Origin of the sequence: Afifella sp. H1R, assembly GCF_021462425.1 — a bacterium.
In the GTDB taxonomy this organism is placed as follows: domain Bacteria; phylum Pseudomonadota; class Alphaproteobacteria; order Rhizobiales; family Afifellaceae; genus Afifella; species Afifella aestuarii.
On the sequence record NZ_JAKEDY010000001.1, the window covers coordinates 370,806 to 392,989 of the forward strand.

At 63.5% G+C, this 22,184-nt stretch carries 20 protein-coding genes; 8 read left to right on the top strand and 12 right to left on the bottom strand.

The genetic code is table 11. From position 1 onward, the window contains the following. Positions 1-141 precede the first annotated feature (141 nt). Positions 142-1,638: a CoA-acylating methylmalonate-semialdehyde dehydrogenase gene (locus L0F51_RS01680; protein WP_128293769.1), complete on the top strand. Its 1,497-nt coding sequence runs from the start codon at positions 142-144 to the stop codon at positions 1,636-1,638. 98 nt (positions 1,639-1,736) lie between these two features. On the opposite strand, the gene L0F51_RS01685 is transcribed toward L0F51_RS01680, so the two are convergent. After that, entirely contained in the window at positions 1,737-2,837 is a 1,101-nt protein-coding gene (locus tag L0F51_RS01685; RefSeq protein WP_234629299.1) for an aldo/keto reductase, read from the bottom strand. Between the two features lie 112 nt (positions 2,838-2,949). Here L0F51_RS01685 and L0F51_RS01690 point away from each other — a divergent pair, with 112 nt between their 5' ends. Further along, positions 2,950-3,936 carry a LysR family transcriptional regulator gene (locus L0F51_RS01690; RefSeq protein ID WP_234627671.1) on the top strand — a complete coding sequence of 329 codons (987 nt, stop codon included), beginning with the start codon at positions 2,950-2,952 and terminating at the stop codon, positions 3,934-3,936. Positions 3,937-3,992: 56 nt separating this feature from the next. Here L0F51_RS01690 and L0F51_RS01695 read toward each other — a convergent pair whose 3' ends face one another. Genes L0F51_RS01695 through L0F51_RS01710 form a run of 4 tightly spaced genes read right to left on the bottom strand, consistent with a single transcriptional unit; the run spans position 3,993 to position 8,085 of the window. Beyond that, the gene (locus tag L0F51_RS01695; RefSeq protein ID WP_234627672.1) at positions 3,993-4,793 is read right to left on the bottom strand and encodes a proteasome-type protease; all 801 of its coding nucleotides are present in this window, start codon (positions 4,791-4,793) and stop codon (positions 3,993-3,995) included. 29 nt (positions 4,794-4,822) lie between these two features. Continuing rightward, complete coding sequence (locus L0F51_RS01700; protein WP_234627673.1) at positions 4,823-5,626, bottom strand: transglutaminase family protein; 804 nt, start codon at positions 5,624-5,626, stop codon at positions 4,823-4,825. Positions 5,627-5,628: 2 nt separating this feature from the next. Then, positions 5,629-6,582, bottom strand: a complete 954-nt coding sequence (locus L0F51_RS01705) for an alpha-E domain-containing protein (protein ID WP_234627674.1) — start codon at positions 6,580-6,582, stop codon at positions 5,629-5,631. A 54-nt stretch (positions 6,583-6,636) separates the two neighbouring features. After that, positions 6,637-8,085, bottom strand: coding sequence for a circularly permuted type 2 ATP-grasp protein (locus tag L0F51_RS01710; RefSeq protein ID WP_370642287.1), 1,449 nt, complete (start codon positions 8,083-8,085; stop codon positions 6,637-6,639). A 242-nt stretch (positions 8,086-8,327) separates the two neighbouring features. Between L0F51_RS01710 and L0F51_RS01715 the strand changes: the two genes are divergently transcribed. From L0F51_RS01715 to L0F51_RS01725, 3 genes are all read left to right on the top strand, one after another. Further along, on the top strand, positions 8,328-8,753 hold the full coding sequence (locus L0F51_RS01715; RefSeq protein WP_234627675.1) for a L,D-transpeptidase: 426 nt from the start codon (positions 8,328-8,330) through the stop codon (positions 8,751-8,753). A gap of 83 nt (positions 8,754-8,836) precedes the next feature. Next, positions 8,837-9,595, top strand: coding sequence for an alpha/beta fold hydrolase (locus L0F51_RS01720; protein ID WP_234627676.1), 759 nt, complete (start codon positions 8,837-8,839; stop codon positions 9,593-9,595). Between the two features lie 181 nt (positions 9,596-9,776). Further along, the gene (locus L0F51_RS01725; protein WP_234627677.1) at positions 9,777-11,033 is read left to right on the top strand and encodes a c-type cytochrome; all 1,257 of its coding nucleotides are present in this window, start codon (positions 9,777-9,779) and stop codon (positions 11,031-11,033) included. 39 nt (positions 11,034-11,072) lie between these two features. On the opposite strand, the gene L0F51_RS01730 is transcribed toward L0F51_RS01725, so the two are convergent. Continuing rightward, positions 11,073-11,549, bottom strand: a complete 477-nt coding sequence (locus L0F51_RS01730; RefSeq protein WP_234627678.1) for a YbaK/EbsC family protein — start codon at positions 11,547-11,549, stop codon at positions 11,073-11,075. A gap of 111 nt (positions 11,550-11,660) precedes the next feature. Here L0F51_RS01730 and L0F51_RS01735 point away from each other — a divergent pair, with 111 nt between their 5' ends. After that, positions 11,661-12,236 carry a hypothetical protein gene (locus L0F51_RS01735; protein WP_234627679.1) on the top strand — a complete coding sequence of 192 codons (576 nt, stop codon included), beginning with the start codon at positions 11,661-11,663 and terminating at the stop codon, positions 12,234-12,236. Here the strand turns inward: L0F51_RS01735 and L0F51_RS01740 are convergent. After that, on the bottom strand, positions 12,223-13,146 hold the full coding sequence (locus L0F51_RS01740; RefSeq protein WP_234627680.1) for a metallophosphoesterase: 924 nt from the start codon (positions 13,144-13,146) through the stop codon (positions 12,223-12,225). The genes L0F51_RS01735 and L0F51_RS01740 overlap by 14 nt on opposite strands. Positions 13,147-13,325: 179 nt before the next feature. On the opposite strand from L0F51_RS01740, the gene L0F51_RS01745 reads away from it, so the two are divergent. Next, the gene (locus tag L0F51_RS01745; protein ID WP_234629301.1) at positions 13,326-13,724 is read left to right on the top strand and encodes an NUDIX domain-containing protein; all 399 of its coding nucleotides are present in this window, start codon (positions 13,326-13,328) and stop codon (positions 13,722-13,724) included. A gap of 29 nt (positions 13,725-13,753) precedes the next feature. Here L0F51_RS01745 and L0F51_RS01750 read toward each other — a convergent pair whose 3' ends face one another. Next, complete coding sequence (locus tag L0F51_RS01750) at positions 13,754-14,749, bottom strand: glutathione S-transferase family protein (protein WP_234627681.1); 996 nt, start codon at positions 14,747-14,749, stop codon at positions 13,754-13,756. Positions 14,750-15,203: 454 nt separating this feature from the next. Between L0F51_RS01750 and L0F51_RS01755 the strand changes: the two genes are divergently transcribed. Further along, complete coding sequence (locus L0F51_RS01755) at positions 15,204-15,698, top strand: GNAT family N-acetyltransferase (protein ID WP_234627682.1); 495 nt, start codon at positions 15,204-15,206, stop codon at positions 15,696-15,698. A gap of 88 nt (positions 15,699-15,786) precedes the next feature. Here L0F51_RS01755 and L0F51_RS01760 read toward each other — a convergent pair whose 3' ends face one another. The 4 genes from L0F51_RS01760 to L0F51_RS01775 all read right to left on the bottom strand — a co-directional run bounded on the left by L0F51_RS01760 (position 15,787) and on the right by L0F51_RS01775 (position 22,180). Beyond that, a complete protein-coding gene (locus L0F51_RS01760; protein WP_234627683.1) occupies positions 15,787-16,281 on the bottom strand; it encodes a bacterioferritin in 495 nt (164 codons plus the stop codon). A 129-nt stretch (positions 16,282-16,410) separates the two neighbouring features. After that, entirely contained in the window at positions 16,411-18,477 is a 2,067-nt protein-coding gene (locus L0F51_RS01765) for a hypothetical protein (protein WP_234627684.1), read from the bottom strand. Then, positions 18,474-21,284: a DUF4159 domain-containing protein gene (locus L0F51_RS01770; protein ID WP_234627685.1), complete on the bottom strand. Its 2,811-nt coding sequence runs from the start codon at positions 21,282-21,284 to the stop codon at positions 18,474-18,476. The genes L0F51_RS01765 and L0F51_RS01770 overlap by 4 nt, the downstream gene beginning before the upstream one ends. Next, on the bottom strand, positions 21,281-22,180 hold the full coding sequence (locus tag L0F51_RS01775) for a DUF58 domain-containing protein (RefSeq protein WP_234627686.1): 900 nt from the start codon (positions 22,178-22,180) through the stop codon (positions 21,281-21,283). The genes L0F51_RS01770 and L0F51_RS01775 overlap by 4 nt, the downstream gene beginning before the upstream one ends. Between the last annotated feature and the right edge of the window lie 4 nt (positions 22,181-22,184).

The following is a 22,184-nucleotide window of genomic DNA, read 5'->3' on the forward strand; positions in this document are numbered from 1 at the left end:
GTCCACAACAGGTGGATTGTCATCGCCGCAGGGCAAGAGTGGGCCGCCCGGGGTTGTTTTTCTCGTCCTCTGCGGCGATCACTCGCTCAAGGCTCCGGGATGTCTGCAGCAGGATCGAAGGAGCGCGACAAGGAGAACTGAATGCGCGAAATCGGACATTTCATCGGCGGTCGCAACGTGGCGGGCAAGAGCGGGCGCACGGCCGACGTCTTTTTGCCGATGACCGGCGAGGTGCAGGCGAAAGTGGCGCTCGCCTCGCGCGCGGAAATGCGTGAGGCGGTGGAGAACGCCAAGGCCGCGCAGCCGGGATGGGCGGCGCAGAACCCGCAGAAGCGCGCCCGCGTTTTGATGAAGTTTCTCGAACTCGTACATCAGGAATACGACAGCCTTGCCGAGCTTCTGGCGCGCGAGCATGGCAAAACCGTTCCGGATGCGCGCGGCGATATTCAGCGCGGCCTCGAAGTGGCGGAGTTCGCCTGCGGCATCCCCCATTTGATGAAGGGCGAATTCTCCGAGAACGCCGGGCCGGGCATCGACATGTACTCCATGCGCCAGCCTCTCGGTGTCGTCGCCGGCATCACGCCGTTCAACTTCCCGGCCATGATCCCGATGTGGAAGTTCGCCCCGGCGATCGCCTGCGGCAACGCCTTCATCCTGAAGCCGTCCGAGCGCGATCCCGGCGTGCCCATGCGCCTCGCCGAGCTCATGATCGAGGCGGGACTGCCGGCTGGAATTCTCAACGTCGTCAACGGTGACAAGGAGGCCGTTGATTCAATTCTTGAGGATCCGGACATCAAGGCGATCGGCTTCGTCGGCTCGTCTGCGATCGCCGAGTACATCTATGGGAAGGGCTGCGCGGCCGGAAAGCGCGTGCAGTGCTTCGGCGGCGCCAAGAACCACATGATCGTCATGCCGGACGCCGATATGGACCGTGCGGTCGATGCCCTGATCGGCGCCGGCTACGGCTCTGCCGGTGAGCGCTGCATGGCGATTTCCGTCGCCGTCCCCGTCGGCGAGGAGACCGCTGACCGGCTCATGGAGAAGCTCATTCCGCGCGTGGAGAGCTTGAAGATCGGTTTGTCGACCGACCCCGACGCCGATTTTGGTCCGCTCGTCACGGCCGAGGCGGTGAAGAAGGTCCGCGGCTATGTCGATCTCGGTGTCGAAGAGGGCGCCGACCTCGTCGTCGACGGCCGCGGCTTCACCATGCAGGGCTACGAGAATGGCTTCTACATGGGTGGTTGCCTGTTCGACCGCGTCACGGCGGACATGCGCATCTACAAAGAGGAAATCTTCGGACCTGTCCTCTCCGTCGTTCGCGCCAAGGATTATCAGGAAGCGCTCGACCTGCCGACGAAGCACGAATACGGCAACGGCGTCGCGATCTTTACGCGCGACGGCGATGCCGCCCGCGACTTCGCCTCGAAGGTGGAAGTCGGCATGGTCGGCATCAACGTGCCGATCCCGGTGCCGCTGGCCTATCACACCTTCGGCGGCTGGAAGCGGTCCGGCTATGGCGATCTCAATCAGCACGGCCCCGATTCCATTCGTTTTTATACGAAGACGAAGACGGTGACCTCGCGCTGGCCGTCCGGCATCAAGGACGGAGCTGAATTCATCATGCCGACCATGCGGTAGGAAGCGGGTCACTGTTTGGTCCCGCCGCCGCTTCGGCAGCGCAGATTGGCCGGCCCTTGGGCCGGCCATGTTTGTTGAGCCGCCGATATCGGTCCGGCTCAGCCGACGCCCGCAAAGGCGCCTTTGATGACCGTCGGCGGAGCGTATCCGGCCGGCTTGTCGCCGATGGTTGTCCCGCCTGTGATGCCGCCCTGCAGCTCGGCACCGAAGAAGGTGTAGGGGAAGGGGGTGGCGGGCTGGCTCACCTGCTCGAGACGCGCCCGAAGCTCCGGTGGAATGACGAAATCGAGTGCCCCGAGCGTGTCGGTGAGCTGCGCGTGCCGAGTGGCCCCGAGGATGACCGAGGCGACGCCGGGCTGCGTCGCCACCCAGTTGATGGCGACCTGCGGCATCGAACGGCCGAGTTCGTTGGCAACGGTTTCGAGGACGGAGACGATCGAAAAATTCTGGTCGGTGAATTTCTGAAAACCGGGATTGGATGATCCTTTCAAAGTCTCGAGCCGTCCCGCAATCTGCTCTCCCGTCCGATATTTGCCGGAGAGAAGCCCCGACGCGAGCGGGCTCCACGCCATGATGCCGGCGCCGGTTGCAAGGCCGAAGGGCACGAATTCGTGCTCGATATTGCGCTCGGCCAGCGAGTATTCGAGCTGAAGAGTGCAGACGGGCTCAAAGCCCCTCAGCTCGGCAATGGCCTGTGCGCGCCCCGCATACCAGGCCGGAACGTCGGAGAGACCGATGTGCCGGACTTTGCCTGCCGCGACGAGATCATCGAGCGTGCGCAGCACTTCTTCGGCTGGCGTCAGCCGGTCCCAGGTGTGCAGAAGGTAGAGATCGACATAATCGGTTTTGAGCCGCTTCAGAGAGCCTTCGAGGGCCCGCAGGATATTCTTGCGGCCGTTGCCGCCCGTATTCGGATTGCCAGGTTCGGCGTTGTAACTGAATTTCGTGGCGATCACCGCGCGATCGCGAAGGCCCCGTTCGGCGATGAATGCGCCGAGCCATTCCTCGCTCGTGCCCTCCGTATAGAGATCGGCCGTGTCGAAGAAGTTGCCGCCTGCCTCCAGATATGTGTCGACGAGGGACTGTGCCGTCTCTCGGTCCGCGCCCCAGCCCCATTCCGTCCCGAAGGTCATCGTGCCGAGGGCGAGGCGACTCACTCTGAGGCCGCTTCTTCCGAGCGTGTAATAATCCATCGTCATCATCCCCTCCATCCGGCGCCGGGAAGCTCGCCGGGATCGGAAGAAGCATGAGCGATCGGGTTTCATGCGATAAGATGTTTCCCGCGCATGCACTGTGCGATCGGGTGCAGCAATGGAGCGTGATCTTGTCGGCCATCTGTTCGTCGTGGCGGCCGTCGCGAGGCGAAAGGGCTTCGCTGCGGCGGCCGGCGAACTCGGTATGAGCCCGTCCGCGGTGAGCCACGCCGTCCGCCTGGTCGAGGAGAGGCTCGGCCAGGCGATCTTTGCGCGCACCACGAGGAGCGTCGCTTTGACGGAAGCGGGAGAGGCTCTTCTTGCCGGCGTCTCGCCGGCGCTTGCCGATATCGCTGATGAAATCGAGCGCCTGCGGGCCGCGAAAGGGCGGCCGGGCGGCGTCTTGCGGCTCAACGCTCCGCGGCTCGCCTTGCCGCTGGCGCTCACCCGTATCCTGAAGGAGATGGTCGACCGGCACCCGGATGTGACGGTGGATATCACCGTCGACGAGGGCCTTGCCGATATCGTCGACGAGGGTTTCGATGCGGGGGTTCGTCTCGGCGAGATGATCGCGCGCGATATGGTGGCCGTCCGTCTCACCCCGCCCTTCAAGGCGATCCTTGTGGCCTCGCCGCATTATCTCGCAAGCCGTGGACGGCCGGAGATGATTGCCGATCTCGCCGCGCATCACTGCATCGGATTTCGCGGGAGCCGCTCGCGGGCTCTCTATCGCTGGGAGCTCTCGGAGAACGGCAAGGATGTCGCGGTGGAGACACGCGGCCCGCTCGTCGTGAGCGATGCGATGAGTGCGCTCGATCTTGCACGGGAGGGGCTGGGGATCGCCTACCTCTTTGAGCCGCTGGTTCGCGCCGACATCGCGGAAGGGCGGCTCGTGCAGCTCCTCTCGCACACCGCGATCGAGGAGCCCGGTCTCTTTCTCTATTTTCCGAAACGCGCTTCGCTCTCGCCCAAGCTGCGGGCCTTCATCGACACCGCGCGACGTGTCCAGCGTCAGGCAACCGAGGAGGCGGCATCAGTGCATCAAGCACGGTCATCGCGCGGGGGAGGCAGGGCTGCGCCGATCGAAAAGGGTAAAACGCAGTAGTGCGGCACGCACCAGGATTGGATCCTGTCGCGCGGCCGCTCGCGAGGCGAGGGCGCCTAAGCCTCTTCCTTGGCCGACGGCTTCGACGGCACGAGGCTGATCGGGGGCGGCCCGCCGGCATCGAGCGCCTCGTACTCGTCGATGCGGGCAAAAGCGTCGCGCAGCGCCTCAGACCAGGCATGCGAAAGTTTGCGGAAATATGGATCTTCCGCCTCGATGCGCCGCTGCTCGCCGATCGTCAGCGTGTCCTTGCGGTAGATGAGGAGGTCGATCGGCAGCCCGACGGACAGGTTCGAGCGCAATGTGGAATCGAAGGAGATGAGCACGAGCTTCGCCGCTTCGCCCATGCGCATCGGTGCCACCGTGACGCGGTCGAGGATCGGCTTGCCGTATTTGTGCTCGCCGATCTGGAAGTACGGTGTGTCCTTGGTCGCTTCGATGAAGTTGCCTTCCTGGTAGATCAGAAAGAGGCGGTGAATGTCTCCCTCGATCTGGCCCCCGAAGATGAAGGATGCGGAGAAGAGGCCCGGATTCTCCTTGGCGGCTTCGTCCTGGTCGGCGAGGGCTTCGCGCACCGTCTGCCCGACGAGGCGTGCCGCCTGAAACATGGTCTCCACCGTCATGAGCGATGGTTCGCTGCCATCGGCAGCAAGGTGCAGCCTTTCATTGAGGAGCGAGACGACAGATTGCGTGACCGAGAGATTGCCAGCGGACAAAAGCACGAGCAGCCGCTCGCCCTTCCGCTCCCAGATATGCATCTTCTTGAAGATGGAGACATTGTCGACGCCGGCATTGGTGCGCGTGTCGGAGGCGAAGACGATCCCTCGGTCCAGGCGCAGGCCCACGCAATACGTCATTTCCGCTTCTCCGGGGCAGCCCGCGCTCGCTATTGCTGCTGCTGTTCGACGACGACGTCTACGGACAGAATTTCTTCGCCCGCCTGTCGATGTAAGCCGACTATAGGCGCGGCGGCACGCGCGTCGAGGCCGCAGGCGAGACGGACATAATTTTCCGTTGGGCAGATGCCGTTGGCAACGTCGAAGCCCACCCAGCCGAGTTCCGGCACGAAGGCCTCCGCCCAGGCATGGTGTGCGACGGCGGGTGCCTCGTCGTCGAGCCTGAGATAGCCGGTCACATAGCGAGCCGGCACCTCTAGAGAGCGCGCGGCAGCGCAGAAGATGTGGGTATAATCCTGGCAGACGCCGAAACCGGCCGCGAAAGCATCCGCTGCGCTGGTCCCCGAATGGCTCGCATCGGTATCGAAACTCATGTGATCGCCGATCACCGACATCAGGCTGTGCAACAGGGAGAGGCGGTCGTCGCCTCTTGCATTGCGCGCGATCTTGCGGATCGGAGGGGAGGCTTCCGTACTGGCGGTGCTGCGCAGGAAAGACGCCGGATTGGCGGCTTCGGGCGGGCGCCCGGTCACGCCGCCGGTATCCTTCGTGACCACCACGCCTTCGGCAATGATGGACAGTGATTCAAGCGGCTGGTCCTGCGTGACGAGATGCGTGACATTGCCGAAGCCGTCCGTATAGCTCGCCGCCTCGTCGATGCCGGGAGCCTCGATGCGCCATTCCTCGACCATCTGTGAGGCATTCGCACGAGCCGTCAGGCGCAGCCGCTGGATGGCGTAGCGACCGGCGGCCGCGTAATGATAGTTGGTGACGTGCCGGATCTTGAGCCGCATGGTCAGGCCGCCTGCTCGAAGCAGTAATCGACCGCGAGGTTCCCGGTGACGCGGTTGTTGCGATCGATGAAGTCGGTGAGAAATTCGTGCAGGCCGGCTTGAAAAATATCGGCCATCTGGCTGCTCTTCAGAAGCTGATGGGTGCTGCGAATGAGCTCCGCGGCGCTGAGTTCTGGGTGTTGGCGTTCAATCAGCCCGTCGATCGTGACGTTGAGCCAGTCATAGCAGAAACGCAGGGATCGCGGCATTTCCGGCCGCAGGATCAAGAACTCAGCGACGCGCCAGGGGCGGTAATCCTCGTGGAAGACGTGCCGGTAGGAGCGCTGCGCCGAAACGGCTCTGAGGATCGTCTCCCATTGATAGGTGTCGATTGCCCCGCCAACCGCCTGGTGATCCGGCAGCAGGAGGTAATATTTCACGTCGACGATCCGTGCCGTGTTGTCGGCACGCTCCATGAAGGCGCCGAGCTGGCTGAAGTAATAGCCCTCGTCGCGCAGGACCGTGCCGAGAAGAGCACCGCGGAACTGCGCCGTGCGGTGGCGCACCCAATCCAGAAAGTCTGGCAACCGGGCATTCGTCATGGATTGGGGAGACACTGCCTGCAGGGCGATCCAGGTATCGTTCAACGATTCCCACATGTCGCGGGTGAGCTTGGTGCGCACGATACGGGCGTTGTTGCGCGCGGAGGTGAGACACGATTTGACCGAAGATGCGTTGCGTTCGTCGAACAGCAGGAAGTTGATCGCGTCCTCGCCGGTGATTTCATCGTAGATGGAGAGATAGCTTTCGAGGACGCCCGCGCTTTTGAGCGTCGAGAGCCATTCTTCCTTGTGGCCCCCGCCGACTTTCGGCGTGAGCGAGATGCGAAACCCTGCCTCGCAGAGGCGCGAGATATTCTCTGCCCGCTCGATATAGCGAGACATCCAGAAGAGGCTCGAAGCGACGCGGCTCAGCATGACGACAGATCCCTGGGGCGCTGGCATCCGGTGCGACGCAGGCGAGGGGTCCTCTCATTCATCGGTCAGCACCCAAGTATCCTTGGTGCCGCCGCCCTGGGAGGAATTGACGACGAGCGAGCCCTTCTTGAGCGCCACGCGCGTAAGTCCCCCCGCGACGATGCGCACACGGTCGCTGACGAGACTGAAAGGTCTCAGATCGACGTGGCGGGGCGCGACGCCCGATTTTGTGAAGGCCGGGCAGGCAGACAGAGCGAGTGTCGGTTGGGCGATGTAGTTCGAGGGCCGTGCCTTCAGAATCCGGCGGAACTTCTCGATCTGCTTCTTCGAAGACGTCGGTCCCACGAGCATGCCGTAGCCGCCTGACCCATGAACTTCTTTCACGACGAGTTCCGGGAGATGGTCGAGGACGTAGGACAGGGCCTCCGGCTCGGCGCAGCGCCAGGTCGGGACGTTCTGCAGAATGGGCTTCTGGCCGGTATAGAACTCGACGATCTCCGGCACCCAGGAATAGATCGCCTTGTCGTCGGCGATGCCGGTGCCTGGCGCATTGACGATGGTGACGGCGCCGGCCCGGTAGAGATCCATGAGCCCCGGCACGCCCAGAATGGAATCCGGCCGGAAGGTCAGGGGATCGAGGAACTCGTCGTCGATGCGCCGGTAGACGACATGCACCCGCATCGGCCCTCGGGTCGTGCGCATGTAAAGCGCCCCGCCGGAGACGAAGAGATCCTGTCCCTCCACGAGTTCGACCCCCATCTGGTCGGCGAGGAAGGAATGCTCGAAATAGGCCGAGTTGTGGATGCCGGGCGTCAGCACCACGATCGTCGTTTCTTCGGGCGCGACCGGCGACACGGCTTCGAGCGTCTGGCGCAGAAGCTCCGGATAATGCTGCACGGGCGCGACGCAATGGCGGGCAAAAAGCTCCGGGAAGAGGTGCAGCATCGCCTCCCGGTTCTCCAACATGTAGGAGACGCCGGAAGGTGTGCGCAGATTGTCTTCCAAAACGAAGAAATCGTGCGGCCCCGTGCGCACGATATCGGTGCCGACAATGTGGCTGAAGACGCCGAGTGGCGGTCGATGCCCGATCATTTCCGACAGAAACGCGTCGTTGCGCAGAACGATATCTGCCGGAATGCGGCCGGCGCGGATGATCTCCTGCCGGTTGTAGATGTCGAGGAGGAAGGCGTTGAGCGCTCGCACCCGTTGTTCGATGCCGCGTTCGAGAAGACGCCATTCGGACGCCGATATGATGCGGGGAATGAGATCGAACGGGATCAGGCGTTCCAGCGTGTCGTTGGAACCGTAGACTGCAAAGGTGATGCCGAGGCGTCGGAAAATCGATTCCGCCTCGGCCCGCTTGCGCCTCAGCTCCCGCGATGGCTGTTGTTCGAGCCACTCGGAGAGAGTCACGTAATGGCCCCGCGGTGCCCCTTCGGGCCCGATCATTTCGTTGAAGATGATCTCACGCGCTAAGCCGCGCTGGCCGACTGTCTGTTCCATGCTGTGCGATGAGGCTAGCCAATGCGTCGCGAGCCGTCACGCATAAAAAGCGCGCACACTTTGCCGAAAAGTGAGCTGTGCGACCTCAGCGTGTCACGCCCGGGCCGCGCTTCGCCTTCTTTGCGCTCGCTTAACGGTAGCAGAAATTGACTGCGCTCAGCACTTTGTAGGCATTAGAAATTGTGTCTAGACTGAGGCGAAGTGCGGCAAAGTTGTGGTGTGGCCGCCGTCTGGAGGGCGTGATGCGCTTTGCCGCTCTGATGATCGTGTGTCTTCTGGCCCTACCCGTTACGGCAGGGGCGGCGGGAGCGGGAGTGACCGCCCGCATCGATCTCTCTGCACAAAAGATGCGCGTCTATAGCAACGGGCGGCTCGCCTATACGTGGGCCGTCTCGACCGCGCGCAAGGGCTATCGCACACCCACGGGGGCATACCGCCCGCAGCGGATGCACAGGATGTGGTATTCGCGCAAATACGATATGTCGCCGATGCCGTATTCGATCTTCTTTCGCGGCGGGTACGCGATCCACGGCACCAACTCCGTACGCAGCCTCGGGCGCCCCGCCTCGCATGGCTGTGTGCGCCTGCATCCGGCGAATGCCCGCAAGCTGTACAATCTCGTCAAAAACAGCGGTCCGAAGAACACCCGCATCATCATCGACTGGTGAGGTCCTTTCCTGCGGCGGCGTCTTCCGGGCTTGGCTGAAAAGCGGTAAGCCCTTCGCAAGAAAAGGGGGAGGGGGCCGGAGAGATGTCGTCCTTGTTCGTGCGCCGGGTTGGACAGAATGATGGGATCCCCGTCGTTCTCTTGCATGGTTTTGCGGGTTCGCACCGGACGTGGGATGATGTCTGCGCCGAATTGGGGCGTGAGAGATCGATCCTTCTTTATGATCTTCCCGGGCATGCGGCGTCGCTCGCCTATCCTGAGCTCGGCCATGCCGTGACGGCGGCCCGCGCCGTGCGGGCGGACCTGGCCGAACGCGCGCCAGACGGCTTCCATCTCGCCGGCCATTCGATGGGTGGCGCGGCCGCGGCGCTCATCGCGCTGAAGGAGCCGGAAAAGACACGTTCCTTGACGCTTCTCGCCCCGGGTGGATTTGGTCCGGCGGTGAACCACCGCGCTTTGACCCATTATGCGGCGGCCCGCGGCTCTGAGGAGATGCGCCGGGTGCTCGAGGAATTTGTCGGCTTTCGTGCGGAGCTGTCCGAAGACCTGATCCTCCGGCTCTCGGCCGAGCGCGAGGTGCCGGGCGCGGGCGAGGCGCTTGTGGCGATTTCCGAGACGTTGCACGCCGGCGGAGCCCAGAAGATGCTGCCGCTTGAGGCGATCGCGGCTCTTCCTTGCCCTCTGAAGCTCTTATGGGGAGAACAAGATCGGATTTTGCCAGCGTCACAGGCCCGCGGGCTGCCGGGGGTGATCGGCGTGCACCTCTTTGCGGATAGCGGTCACATGCTGCCGTGGGAAATTCCGTCAGCAGCGGCGAGACTTATCTCGGAGAACAGCCGCTAGCATCGGGCAATCCTGCTGCTGAGTTGGCGAAGCAATGCGGCGCGTGAAGTCGAAATTCTGCGCCGCAATTCCGCCTTTTAGCGGCCGAAAAGTGGCCAAAACCCCGGAACGCGGCGGGACGGAGCGCGTTTGAGCCCTAGTTTAGCCGACATCAACAACCTCCCAGCTCTGCCTTCCCGCCATGAAAAAATTCTTCCCTGACCGACTGTCGTTATGGATTGGTCCGCTCGGCACGACCGCAGTTGCGGTCGCTCTTGTTGCCGTCATCGTGCTCGTCTCGGGCATCATCAATCTGGCCGCATCGATCCCTCATCCTGAGGGATGGGCGAACATCCTCCATTACGGCATGAAGCGGGCGGTCGCCTTTCACGCGGGGGATATGAAGGAGCCCGACGATTTCGATGCCGACTGGAGGGTCGCGCAAGGTGCCGCACATTACGGCCATGTCTGCGTGTCGTGTCACGGCGCTCCCGAGCTCGGCCAGAACGCTGTCGCCTTGCAGCTGCGGCCCCGTCCGCAATACCTGGTCGAGGCTGTTGATCAGCTGAGCAACAAGGAGCTCGCCTGGATCGTTCTGCACGGCGTCAAGTACACGGCAATGCCCGCCTGGACCGATGCCGACCGCGAGGATGAAGCCTGGTCGATGGCGGCCTTCCTGCGCAAGCTGCCGGACATGGATTACGCCACCTACCGCGATCTCGCCTACGGGCAGGGACGGTCGATCACCAAGAAGCTCAATGTAGAGTTCGGCGATCACTTCCCGGATACACGCTCGGATGCCGCGAAGCGGGCCGAATATCGCTCCAGCACCCCTGCCAGCGGATTTCTGGAATTCGCCATGCAGGACGCCCTGCTTCCGATGTGCGGTCGTTGTCATGGTGAGGATGGGACAGGGCGTGGCCTCGGCGCATTTCCGAACCTCGCCATGCAGAACGAGCAATACCTGAAGAAGTCGCTTGAGGCCTATGCGAGCGGCGAGCGCCACAGTGGCTTCATGCGTCCGGTCGCCACGCAATTGTCGCAGCCGCAGATCGAGGCTCTCGCCAAATACTATGCCTCGCAGCCGGACGTTGCCGCGCCGGGGGCGGACAAGCTCGATCCGGCGCTCGTCGAAAAAGGCCGCGAGATCGCCCATGATGGCGTGCCATCCCGGAAGGTCGCCGCTTGCCTCTCCTGCCACGAGCAGACGAAGTTCACGTCTCGCGTCTTCCCCAATCTGAGCGGCCAGTATGCGACCTATACGGAGAACCAGTTGAAGCTCTTCGCGAAGAACGATCGGGGCAATGTCGGAGATTACAATCCGATGGACGAGCTCTCCCATGCCTTGACGGATGAGGAGATGAAGGCTGTGGCAGCTTACTTCCAGACCGTGGAGCCGGGTTCTCTCGTCAACGACACCACGCAGCCGGAGGCTGGCGGCACCGGACAGGCTGGCTGACGCCGGTCAAGTGGGGAGGGGAGTGGTACGCCATTCCCCTCAATCCATACGGATCACCTTGGCGCCAGTCGCCTCTTTGAGCTTGTGCGGCGCGACTTCGAAGACGGCGTTCGGCGCGCCCGCTGCCGCCCAGACGGAATCGAAGGCGAGAAGGTCTTCATCGATATAAGTGGCGAGAGGAGAAATCGAGCCGAGCGGCGCCACGCCTCCGATCGCAAAACCCGTCAGCTCGCGCACGGCGCGCGCATCGACGCGCTCGAGCGCTTCGCCGAGCCGTTCCGCCATCTTCTTCTCGTTGACGCGATTCTCGCCGGAGACGAGGAGAAGCACCGGCTCGCCGCTTTCGGCTTTCTTGAAGATCAAGGATTTCACGATCTGTGCAACGCTCGTGCCGCAGGCTTTTGCGGCATCTTCGGCGGTGCGGGTCGTATCCGGCATGCGCTCGATGGAGATATCGATCCCGGCCGCTCGTGCTGCCGCTTCGACGCGATCGCTGCTTCTCGCCGTTGACGCCATTCCATTTGCCTTTCTTTAACCATAGATAGCAGTGGAGACTGCGTGTCGGTGCCTGCCGCCACGGAGGCTTTCTGGTAGCCTCCGCTCACAGTCCGCGAAAGGGGAGCGAGGATGAACACGGTGCCAGCGACCGGGGCGACCGTTCGGAAGCTGCAGGAACGCATTCGTGAGGCGCGGATTCGCGAATCGGACCGGATGGACGGAATCGTCGATCTGAGAGAGACGGAATGCGCACGCCTCGAGCTTCTCGCGGAAGAAATGGCGGGTGTCGCCGAGGAACTCCCCGAGCGCGACCGGGATCGCTTCCTGCTGTCGATTCTGCCCGGTGATCCGCCGCGCTACTGGGTCGATGCGACGAGCTTCGTGATGATGGGGCGCGACAAGCGCACCTTTCGTTTTCTCCAAGACACGCTGAACGGGCGCATTGTTCTGGCCGAGGCGAATGAAGCGGGGAAGATGGCGGACCGTGTCACCACGCATCTGGCGGAGCGCATCGTCGAGCGCGAACGCGCGCTGGCAGCCGATGATGTGGAGATGGCGCGTCATCGCAGGCTTGCGGATGCGCGACAGATCCAGAATCACGCGCGCTCCCGCCTGTCCGGGTTTTGGGTTTTTCTCGCCTTCATCATCGGCATCATTGTCGGCGCGTCGGCGCTTCTCGTCTATGCCTGGCTTACGGTCGCTTGATGTCGAACTGAACCCGCATCGCCTCCTTCACGCCGCCGCTTTCATCGAGACAGCGGTGAATGACCGTGAGGTGCCAGCAATCGGGGCTCTCCTCGACTTCATGTAAGGCGTAGCCGCCCGATTTCGGTCCCGCAGAGGGCCCGCTGCTGCCGGCCGGCACGCCAATGACGGGAACCGTGCCGTGCGGCCCGCGAATGGCGGTCACCGCGCGGATGTGATCATGGCCGTGGAGGACGAGTTCGGCACCGAAGCGCTCGACTGCGCGGCGCAGCCTGTATCCGTCCGTCAGTCGCCGAAGTGCCCGGCCTGGATCGATCAGCTTGGGCGGATGGTGCACCAGGACGACGCGGAAAAGCCTTTCGTCCCGAGCTTCCTGAAGCAAGGCTTCCAGGCGCGCCGTCTGTCTGCGGCCAAGGCGCCCGGTCGCCATGAAAGGCGCCGATGCGACCGCCGAGGACAGGCCGATGATGGCGACATTGCCCTTGCGCCGCATGAACGGGAAAATCGCCCGGTCGACATGTTCCGCGTTGTCCGTTTCGTCGATGTCGCCGCGCATCCATGGTGCCCACAGCGCGCGGTAGCGATGATGCGCGCGCGGCACATAGGCGTCATGATTGCCCGGAATGGCCGTCACCTTCGCTGGTGGCCCAAGCGCCTGCAGCCACAGCCGCGCGTTCTCGAATTCCTGCCGGAGCGCGAGGTTGGTGAGATCGCCCGTGACCACGATATGGTCGGGATCGGCATCGACGATGTCGGTCGTGAGAAGGTCGAGACTACCTTCGGTCATCGCCTGCTTGCGGTTCTGCCGCCAGTTGACATAGCCGATGATGCGCTTGGAGGCGAGTTCGCGAAGACGCGGCTGCGGCAGGGCCGGCAGATGCACGTCGGAGATATGCGCAAGGCGGAACATGGTTTCGCCTATCGCGCTATGAGTGTCTGTGCAATGGCTTGAAACTTTGCCACCGTCGGACGCGCATGCGACAGTTCTGAGAGGAGGTGACGATGACGAAGCGACGCCTGCCGCAGCTCAACATCATCCAGCAACTGGCCCAAAAGGCATTGCTGACCTATGGGCGAGTGTCTCGTGGTATGACGCTTGGTGTGCGTGCCGCGATGATCGCCGATGGACATGTCTTTCTCGTTCGCCACACCTACATGCCTGGCTGGTATCTGCCTGGCGGCGGCGTCGAATCGGGCGAAACGCTCCTTCAGGCTTTGACCAGGGAAGTGCGCGAGGAGGCTGGAGCGGAGCTCGACGGGCCTGCGGAGCTTTTCGGCATCTACCGCAATGCTCGTGCGCACCCGAACGACCATGTCGCGCTTTACGTCTGCCGCAGCTGGAAAGACCTCGGTGTCGATCCGAGGGGTGCTGAGATCGCAGACATCGGCACGTTTCCATTGGACAATCTGCCGGACAATACGACGCCCGCCACCCGTGCACGCATTGCCGAAATGGCAGGCGCCGTAGCGCCTGCGCAGGATTGGTGAACCTATAACGCCAGTCTTTGGGAGACGCGTCAGTCTTTCGGGATTCCTTCGCCGGGAAACCGGTCCCGATTATGCGGAGAATCGAGCACCAAAAGCGGTCCGAGCGGTACGATGCGCGTCGGATTGATGTTGGCGTGGCTGTAATAGTAATGCCGCTTGATATGCGTGAAGTTGACCGTCTCTTTCACGCCGTGGATCTGATAGAGGTCCCGCAGATAACCCGACAGATTTGAATAGTCGGAAATGCGGCGCTTGTTGCACTTGAAGTGGCCGTAATAAACGGCGTCGAAGCGCACCAGCGTCGTGAAGAGACGCCAGTCGGCTTCCGTCAGGCGATCGCCGACGAGGAAGCGCTGGTCGTCGAGGCGCTGATCGATCTCGTCGAGCGTGTTGAAGAGGGCTTTGTAGTTCTCTTCGTAAACCGCCTGTTTGGTCGCAAAGCCCGCTTTGTAGACGCCGTTGTTGACGGTCTCGTAGACCTGAGCATTGATCTCGTCGATCGCCGCCCGCTCGTTTTTCGGATAAAAATCGAGATCGGCGCGGGCCCCGACACCGTCGAAGGCCGAATTGAACATGCGGATGATCTCCGCGGATTCGTTGGAGACGATGGTCTCCTGTTCCTTGTCCCACAGGACCGGAACGGTGACACGACCGCTGTAATCCGATTTCGCCTTCAGATAGACCTCGTAAAGGCGCCTGAGGCCGTAGAGGTGGTCGGGATGCTCGTCGTCGAAGATCCAGCCTTCGGAGAGCATGAGCGGACTGACGATCGACACGCCGATCATGTCCGTCAGGCCCTTGAGGCGGCGGAAGATCAGCGTGCGGTGCGCCCACGGACAGGCGAGCGACACATAGAGATGATAGCGGCCGGGTTCGGCCTTGAAGCCGCCTTTGCCTGAGGGACCGGCTTCGCCATCGGGTGTCACCCAATTGCGGAAGATCGAAGCTTCACGCTCGAACTTTCCGCCGGTCTTCTCGGTGTCGTACCACTGGTCCTGCCAGACGCCGTCGACCAACAAACCCATGAATTTCTCCCGTTCCCCGCTATGGGGCATCTCTGCGTCTTAAAGAAGCTCGGCCGGATCGACCAGACGTGTTTGGCCATCGGCGCTGCCCAAACATGTGGTGCGGGGCCGGGAAGACAAAGAGCTTAGTTGTCCTGACCGGCTGCCTGCGGCGGTTGTGTTTGCACGAGAAGCCGGAGGTCTGCTCCGGCTTTGCCTGCTCACCCCGGACAGTGCGGCCGAAGGTTCGTTGTCTTTGAGGCTCGAAAACGCGGTGTTGCCCGCAGCAGCGCATTGCGAGAACTCGTTGAAAGGGTGCGAGGCGTGTGATAGAGGGCGCGCCCATGTATCGGACCATGTATCGGACATCGAAGATTCTGCGCCTCCGATGAGGCTCGTTCCGCCGCTCAGGGAGCGGCGGTTTCACGCTGCGCGATGAGCCGCGGCCATCCTCCTTCGAAAGCCAGCTGAGCCCATGTCCGACATTTTGATCCGGCCGGAAGCGCCGGACGACGATCCTGCCATCTCAACCCTTGTTGCAAACGCCTTCGGGCCGGGCGCCTATGCGCGGGCTGCGTTTCGCGTGCGCGAGCAGGCGCCGCACGATCCGGCTCTGTCATTCGTCGTCGATCTCGACGGAGAGCTCGCCGCTTCGGTCCGACTGACGCCGATCGTCATCGGCTTATGCGAAGGCAGGCTTCTCGGGCCCCTCGTGGTCGATCCACCTTTGAAGAGCCGCGGTTACGGCAAGGCCCTCGTGCGCCACGCCTTGGCGGAGGCTCGCACCCTCGGTATCCGCTATGTGCTCCTGGTCGGCGATCCGCCCTATTACGGTACGCTCGGTTTTGCGCCACTGCCACAGGGGCGGGTGAAGATGCCGGGACCATGCGATCCGCGGCGGCTCCTGGTCGCGGAGCTCGAGGAGGGGATCGCGGCCTCTTTGGCGGGCATCGTCGTCGGACGGCCCTAACGTGCCGCACGCCTCAGCAAGCAAAAGCCCGCCCGCAATTTTTGCGGACGGGCGATCGTTGAAAACTCTCAAAAATGACTGAGAGAGATCAGTCGTCGTCTTCTTCGACGGCTGCGGAAGACACCTGGCGTGAGATGTAGAGCTGCATGCCCAGCATCTCGATCAGGTCCTGCTGCTCTTCGACGAAGTCGACATGCTCTTCTTCGTCGCCGAGAATCGTCATGAACAGATTGAAGCTGCCGATATCCCCGGCTTCCTGGCACTCCCGTGCCGCCTTGTTGTAATACTCGATCGCCTCTTCTTCCATTTCGAGCTGCGTCTGGAAGATATGAGCGATGTCTTTCGGCTGATCGATCTTGTCGAGCGTGTGGACGTCCGGCTTGCCCTCCAGGAAGAGCAGGCGGGTGAGGAAGAGATTGGCATGCTCGCGCTCTTCGTCGATCTCTTCACGCATACGCTTCGCAAGGCGATCGACGCCCCAATCGTCCAGCTTGCGCTCCTGCAGGATGTAGGTGTTGACGGTCGTCAACTCCATCGTGAGAGCGCGCTGGAGATGCTTCAGGGAAACGTCTGGCCCTTTCATCGCAAAATTCCTTTCATGTGCAAATTTGGGATAGCCGTAGGGGGTGAGGCAAAACCGAACTTAGGACGCTTCGCCGATCGGCCAACGCCGAACCGGCAGACCGCGACGATCTGAGCCAGTTTTTTTGGCTCAGCGTCCTTCGCGCCACCACAATGAGGCAAAGACGCCAAGGAGAAGGGCAAGGCCCATCAAGCCGCCGAAGAGAGGCAGCCGATCGACGCTCTTCAGGATCGTTGCGTCGCTGCGCTTGAGGCCGATCCAACCGGAACCTGCGGCACTGGCCCGCCGAGAGACCGCGGCAATGCGGGGAATGTTGCCATTGTTGGAGGCAAGCCGGACGACACCCCCGTCCGTCGCTTCGGCGATCGGGGCGAGCTTGTCCGGTGTGCTGACGACCTCCCGGAATTCCACGGGGTCTGCGACGCCGATATGGGCGAGCGCACTCATTTTGCCGTCGCTGACCTTGTAGAGGCCAAGAGAAGCGTTATCGATGCGCCCCCGCCAAAGGCCGGGTTCCGCCTCGGTCATGGGGACCGGATTGGTTTTGTCGTCCGGTCCCGTCGCCGTGATTTCGGGCTTCTCGGAACCGAGCGTCTGTCGCTCCACGACCAGGCTGTTGCCCTCCGCGTGCGCTGTCAGCGCTTCTTCTTCAAGCTCCGGTTCGCCCATCAGCCAGTGCACGATCCGTCTGAGCAGCGCGCCGTGCGGGCCGCCGCCTTCGAAGCCTCGCGCCCAGAGCCAGGCCTGATCGGAGAGAAGCATGGCGATACGCCCTTCGTTCTCATGCGCGAGAACCAGGAGCGGCTTGCCGTCCTGGCCTTTGAGGGCGACATCGCCGGCCGTGACGTCCGTATCGATGAGGCGGAACCAGCGGCTCCAGCTCGGCGGGGAGGTATCCCCGCCGGGCAGGTCGCGGGTCACCGGATGCTTGCGTCCGAGCTCGGTGATCTCCGCCCGGTAAGGCGCCTCTGTCACGTTGCCAGTCGGGGCCGCCGGCAAAATGCCGCCGAGGGGCGTGGAATAAAGGCTCGCCGTCGAGGCGTAATCGGGCCCTGCCGCAATCAGCACCGCCCCGCCATCGCGCACATACCGGGCGATGTTGTCGAAGTAGAGGATCGGCAGGACACCGCGCCGCTGATAGCGGTCGAAGATGATGAGATCGAATTCGTCGATCTTTTCCGCAAAGAGCTCGCGTGTCGGGAACGCGATCAACGACAATTCGTGGATGGGCGTCCCGTCCTGCTTTTCCGGCGGGCGTAAGATGGTGAAGTGGACGAGGTCGACGGCCGCGTCGGATTTCAGGACGTTGCGCCAGGTGCGCTCGCCGGCATGGGGCTCGCCGGAGACGAGAAGCACGCGCAAATGCTCGCGCACCACGTCGATATCGGCGACGGCGACATTGTTGTCCGTGGTGAGCTCGCCCTCGGCCGCTTCGACCTCGAGTTCTACGATCGTGCGTCCGGCGTGCTCGATCGGAAGGTCGATGACCTGATCTTCACCGACCACCGCCATGTCGGTCGCGACCTCGCGCCCATCGATGCGCAGCGTCACGCGCACAAGACTCCCAAGAGAAAGCCGCGGATCGATGACACGGTAGGTGATGGTCTGGTCTTCGCCCAGAATCGCAAAACGCGGCGCCCGTTCAAGCACGATGCGCCGGTCGTATTCGTCTTCCTCGCCGGTGATGAGTGCATGGACAGGAGCGTTGAAGCCGAGGCTTTCGGGAGACGAGGGGGTGTCGTGGACGATGCCGTCGGTCACCATGATCGCGCCGCCGAGGCGATCGGGCGGCACGTCGTCGACCGCCTTGGAGAGAGCGCCGAAAAGCGCCGTGCCGCTGTCGTCCGAGGCATCGCCGACGTGGACTTCGCGCACGTCGAAGCCCGAGAGCGAGCCGATGCGCTCTTTGAGCTGTGCGACGGCCTGCTCGGTCTGCGCACGCCGCTCGCCGATCCCCTGGCTGCCGCTGTCGTCGACCACGACGGCCACGACAGACGGCAGGGGCTCGCGTTCCTCTCTCTCAAGGACTGGGTTTGTGAGAGCGAAGACGAGAAGTGCGCCGGCAAGAAGCCGCAAAAAGGCGCCGGACAGACGGCGAAACAAGACGTAGAGAGCGACGACGAGAAGAAGGCCGCCAAGCCCGCCAATGAGCCACCAGGGCAGAAGCGGCTCGAGGTGAAAGACGAAATTGTTCATTGGCCGAGGCGCTCCAAGAGCGCCGGAATGTGGACCTGATCGGCTTTGTAATTCCCGGTCAGGGTGTACATGACGATGTTGACGCCGGCGCGGAACGCCATTTCACGCTGGCGCTGGTCACCGGGAATGGTCGGATAGAGAAAGCTGTTGTCGGCCGAGATCGCCCAGGCCGCGGCAAAGTCGTTGCCCGTGATCAGGATCGGCGAGACACCGTCGCCGCCGCGGGCCGGCCGTCCCGTATCGTCCGGCTGATCGGCGATCGCCTCCACCCAGAGCTGCGACTGGTCCCAGCGGCCCGGAAACGTGCTGAGAAGATAAAAAGCCTTGGTCAGAACGTGCTCGGGCGGCACCGGCTGCAGGGCCGGCACGTCGATCTCGGACAGGATCTGCCGCAGGGCCTGCGTTTCCGGCGTGGCGCTGAGCGCCGAGTTTGGCATTGGATTGCCGGCGTCTCGCGTATCGAAGAGGATCGTGCCGCCGTTCTGCATATAGGCGTCGACCTTCGCCATCACCTCCGCCGAAGGTGGTGTCTGGCCCGCACTCATCGGCCAGTAGATGAGCGCGTAGAAGGAGAGCTCGTCGGTCGCGAGGTCGAGCCCAACCGGCTGCCCGGGTTCAAGCGCGGTCCGTCCAGCGAGGTATTCGGTCAGGCCTCTGAGCCCCGCCCGACTGGTTTCGTCCACGAGCGTGTCGCCGGTGATGACGTAGGCGAGCCTGGTTTCGAGCGTGCCGGCAAGTGCATCTTCGGCCGAGACTTCCTGCGCAGATACTGTGTTCGGTGCAGCGATCGCGACCAGGGCGGCAAGCGCGAGACCAGCGGTCACCGCGCGCCGGGGGATGAGGCGACCGGACAGCGCCAGGACCGCGAGACCGTCGAGCGCGGCAAGAAGGGCGGCAATGGCAAGGATCCACGGCCACAGGGGCTTCGCCCGTTCGGGCGTGAGCGAGCCGATACGCCCTGACCAGCCGATGGCGTTGGGATCGAGCGGGGTCAGATCCGTTTCGTCGGTCACCGTATTCAGGGCGCGAATATCGCCACCGCGCTCGTAGAGGCCCGGGGGCGTGATGGCGCTTGCGGTTGCCGCATCGATGTCCGCGACGAGAGCGGCCTTTGATCCCGGCGGGCGCAGGCGGCCGTAGCCGTCAAGCACCGAGGCGGGCTTCCAGGGCGAACTGCGCGAAGGCGCGCGTGCGGGCGTCGGCGCGATCTCGCCGGAGGCCATATTCTCCGGCGGCAGGCGAACGGCAGGCTCGGCCGTATCGACGATCGCACGCAGCATGTCCACGAAGGCGCCGGAGATCGGCAGGTTAGACCAGCGAGGATCTGCGGTCACATGGAAGAGGATGATGCGGCCCTGACCGCGTGTGACGGCCGTGATGAGGGGTGTACCATCGGAAAGCTCCGCCCAGGTCTCTGCCTGCGGCAGCGAGCGCGGTTCGGCCAGGATCTGGCGACGGATGCGCACATCGGCAGGGATTTCGATGGTACGGAAGGGGCTTTCCGGCGAAAGCCGACCGATTGCCTGCGGTTCCTCCCAGGACAGCGAACCCCCGAGCGCGCGCTCGCCTTCGCGAAGTTCAACGGGCAGAAGCTCAGGATCGCTCGCGCCGATATTCGGGCTCGCGAAGCGCAGCAGCGTGCCGCCGGCCGCAATCCACCGGCGCAGCTTGTCGACGGTCTCCGGCGGCAGATTGCCCGTCTGGGTGAAGACGAGCACGGAGACGCCTGTGGTCAAAAGCTTGTCGATCGCCTGGGGCGAGGTCTTGCCGCTTTGCTCTTTGATGTCCGTATAAGGCGACAAAGCCCGCTCCACATAGGTGAGGGGGGCAAGAAGCGGTTGCGCCGCATCGCCCGCTTCTCCGGCGATCAGGCCGACGGATTTGCGGCGCCAGCGTCCGTCGAGGAGTTGCACGGCACCCGCGCTCTCTGTGCCGACGATTTCAAACCGCGCGATTTCGTTGCGCATTTCCGTCGGAAGCTGAATTTCCACGTCCGTATCGGTATTGGCTGCAAGGTTCGTCTCAGTGTCGACGAGACGGCGGCCTTCGCTGTCGAAGCCGGCGAGTGTGATGCCGGCGGCCGGCCCGATGCGGCTCACGCGCACGTCGGCGCGGTCGGCAGCGTTGCGGGGCGGACGCAGGACGGAGAGTGCGGCGGGCGCCGTAATGAGGAGTGGATCCGCATCGATGGCCTTGAGGGCAGCCGCGAAACTGCCGCCATCGCCACCGTCGAGAACCGAGCCGATCCATACGACTTCCGCGGAATTGGCCGGAAAGAGCTCGGCGAGCCTGTCCGCAAGCGCCTGACGGTTGGCGGGGAAGGGCTCGGGTTCGATCGCGGCCAGGCGTCTTGCCGCCTCGCTTGGGGAGGTCGGCGCGAGATTGGCGTTGGCCTCGCCGGCACTTGCCGCGATCGCGACGGGGCGGTCGCCACGTCCGGCCTCGTCGATCAGCCTGGCGGCGACGTCGCGGCGCGTCGCGAAGTCCGGAGCGCTGTCCCAGCCATTGTCGAGGATGATGAGAAGCGGCCCTTGCCGGGTTTCGGCGAGATTGGCGGAGGGTTGCAGTGCGGGCCGCGCGAGAGCGAGGATGATGAGTGCGGCAAGCAAAAGCCGAAGCGCGGTCAGCCACCACGGTGTGCGCCGCGGTGTCCGTTGCTCTTCCTGGATGCCGAAGAGGATGCGCGTCGGAGGAAAGATCTCCCGCGTCGGCCGCGGCGGCGTGAGGCGCAGGATGAACCACAAGAGCGGCAGCGCGGCGAACGCTGCAAGCATCCAGGGTGAGAGAAACGCGAAATTGGCGATCATGCGCTCAAGCGTCGTTCGCTCGGGCCGGCCAGGCTCGACTGCAGAACGAGAAGCCCTTCCGAGGCGGGACGGTCCGTATGGTGCACGCTGAATGAAAAACCGGCCTGCTGGGCGAGGCGGGCGATCTCATGACGATGCGCAAGGAGACGGGCGCGATAGCCCTCCTTGAGAAGGTCGGCGCGCTCCGCGAGCCAGGTGCCGCCGGTCTCCGGATCTTCGAATTCGAGGCGCCCGCCATAAGGAAAGGTCTCTTCGGCCGGGTCGAGAATTTGCAGAAGGTGCAGACGGGCCGTCTTTTCGGCCGCGTGACGGAAGCGTTCGTGGATCGTCTCGGGATCGGTGAGAAAATCGCTGACGATGACGACGTCGGAAAGCGGTTTGATCGGCGCAGTCGTTGGCCAGTCGTCGGCGAGGTCGCCACGCAGCAGCGCTTCGGCAAAGCGCTCCGGCAGGTCGCGGCCGGGTCGGGCCGGGACAAGGCCAGGTATGCCGACGCGTTCACCGCCGCGCCCCAGAAGCTCGGCAAGCGCCAGAACCAAGATAAGAGCGCGCTCGGCCTTTTCCTGTGTCGCAAGCCGCGAGCGAAAGCGCATGGAAGGCGAAAGGTCGGGCCACAGCCAGACCGTCTGCACCGCCTCCCATTCGCGTTCGCGGACAAACAGGTGATGGTCGCGCGCGGACCGTCGCCAATCGATGCGCTTCGCCGGTTCGCCGGGCTGATAGGAACGGTATTGCCAGAAGGTTTCGCCGGTGCCCGGCCTGCGCCTGCCATGCGATCCGAACATCGCATTGGCGGCCACGCGATGGGCGGCGACCAGAAGGTCGGGCAGGCGTGCGGCAAGGCTTCGCGCGTCGGCGACCGATCCGGTGTGATGAGAGGGAGCGCCGGCTGCCATCAGC

Bases quoted from the DNA above. Each gene is read 5' to 3' on its own strand.
- L0F51_RS01680 (WP_128293769.1), top strand. From the start codon at position 142: ATGCGCGAAATCGGACATTTCATCGGCGGTCGCAACGTGGCGGGCAAG.
- L0F51_RS01685 (WP_234629299.1), bottom strand. From the start codon at position 2,837: ATGACGATGGATTATTACACGCTCGGAAGAAGCGGCCTCAGAGTGAGT.
- L0F51_RS01690 (WP_234627671.1), top strand. From the start codon at position 2,950: ATGGAGCGTGATCTTGTCGGCCATCTGTTCGTCGTGGCGGCCGTCGCG.
- L0F51_RS01695 (WP_234627672.1), bottom strand. From the start codon at position 4,793: ATGACGTATTGCGTGGGCCTGCGCCTGGACCGAGGGATCGTCTTCGCC.
- L0F51_RS01700 (WP_234627673.1), bottom strand. From the start codon at position 5,626: ATGCGGCTCAAGATCCGGCACGTCACCAACTATCATTACGCGGCCGCC.
- L0F51_RS01705 (WP_234627674.1), bottom strand. From the start codon at position 6,582: ATGCTGAGCCGCGTCGCTTCGAGCCTCTTCTGGATGTCTCGCTATATC.
- L0F51_RS01710 (WP_370642287.1), bottom strand. From the start codon at position 8,085: ATGGAACAGACAGTCGGCCAGCGCGGCTTAGCGCGTGAGATCATCTTC.
- L0F51_RS01715 (WP_234627675.1), top strand. From the start codon at position 8,328: ATGCGCTTTGCCGCTCTGATGATCGTGTGTCTTCTGGCCCTACCCGTT.
- L0F51_RS01720 (WP_234627676.1), top strand. From the start codon at position 8,837: ATGTCGTCCTTGTTCGTGCGCCGGGTTGGACAGAATGATGGGATCCCC.
- L0F51_RS01725 (WP_234627677.1), top strand. From the start codon at position 9,777: ATGAAAAAATTCTTCCCTGACCGACTGTCGTTATGGATTGGTCCGCTC.
- L0F51_RS01730 (WP_234627678.1), bottom strand. From the start codon at position 11,549: ATGGCGTCAACGGCGAGAAGCAGCGATCGCGTCGAAGCGGCAGCACGA.
- L0F51_RS01735 (WP_234627679.1), top strand. From the start codon at position 11,661: ATGAACACGGTGCCAGCGACCGGGGCGACCGTTCGGAAGCTGCAGGAA.
- L0F51_RS01740 (WP_234627680.1), bottom strand. From the start codon at position 13,146: ATGTTCCGCCTTGCGCATATCTCCGACGTGCATCTGCCGGCCCTGCCG.
- L0F51_RS01745 (WP_234629301.1), top strand. From the start codon at position 13,326: ATGACGCTTGGTGTGCGTGCCGCGATGATCGCCGATGGACATGTCTTT.
- L0F51_RS01750 (WP_234627681.1), bottom strand. From the start codon at position 14,749: ATGGGTTTGTTGGTCGACGGCGTCTGGCAGGACCAGTGGTACGACACC.
- L0F51_RS01755 (WP_234627682.1), top strand. From the start codon at position 15,204: ATGTCCGACATTTTGATCCGGCCGGAAGCGCCGGACGACGATCCTGCC.
- L0F51_RS01760 (WP_234627683.1), bottom strand. From the start codon at position 16,281: ATGAAAGGGCCAGACGTTTCCCTGAAGCATCTCCAGCGCGCTCTCACG.
- L0F51_RS01765 (WP_234627684.1), bottom strand. From the start codon at position 18,477: ATGAACAATTTCGTCTTTCACCTCGAGCCGCTTCTGCCCTGGTGGCTC.
- L0F51_RS01770 (WP_234627685.1), bottom strand. From the start codon at position 21,284: ATGATCGCCAATTTCGCGTTTCTCTCACCCTGGATGCTTGCAGCGTTC.
- L0F51_RS01775 (WP_234627686.1), bottom strand. From the start codon at position 22,180: ATGGCAGCCGGCGCTCCCTCTCATCACACCGGATCGGTCGCCGACGCG.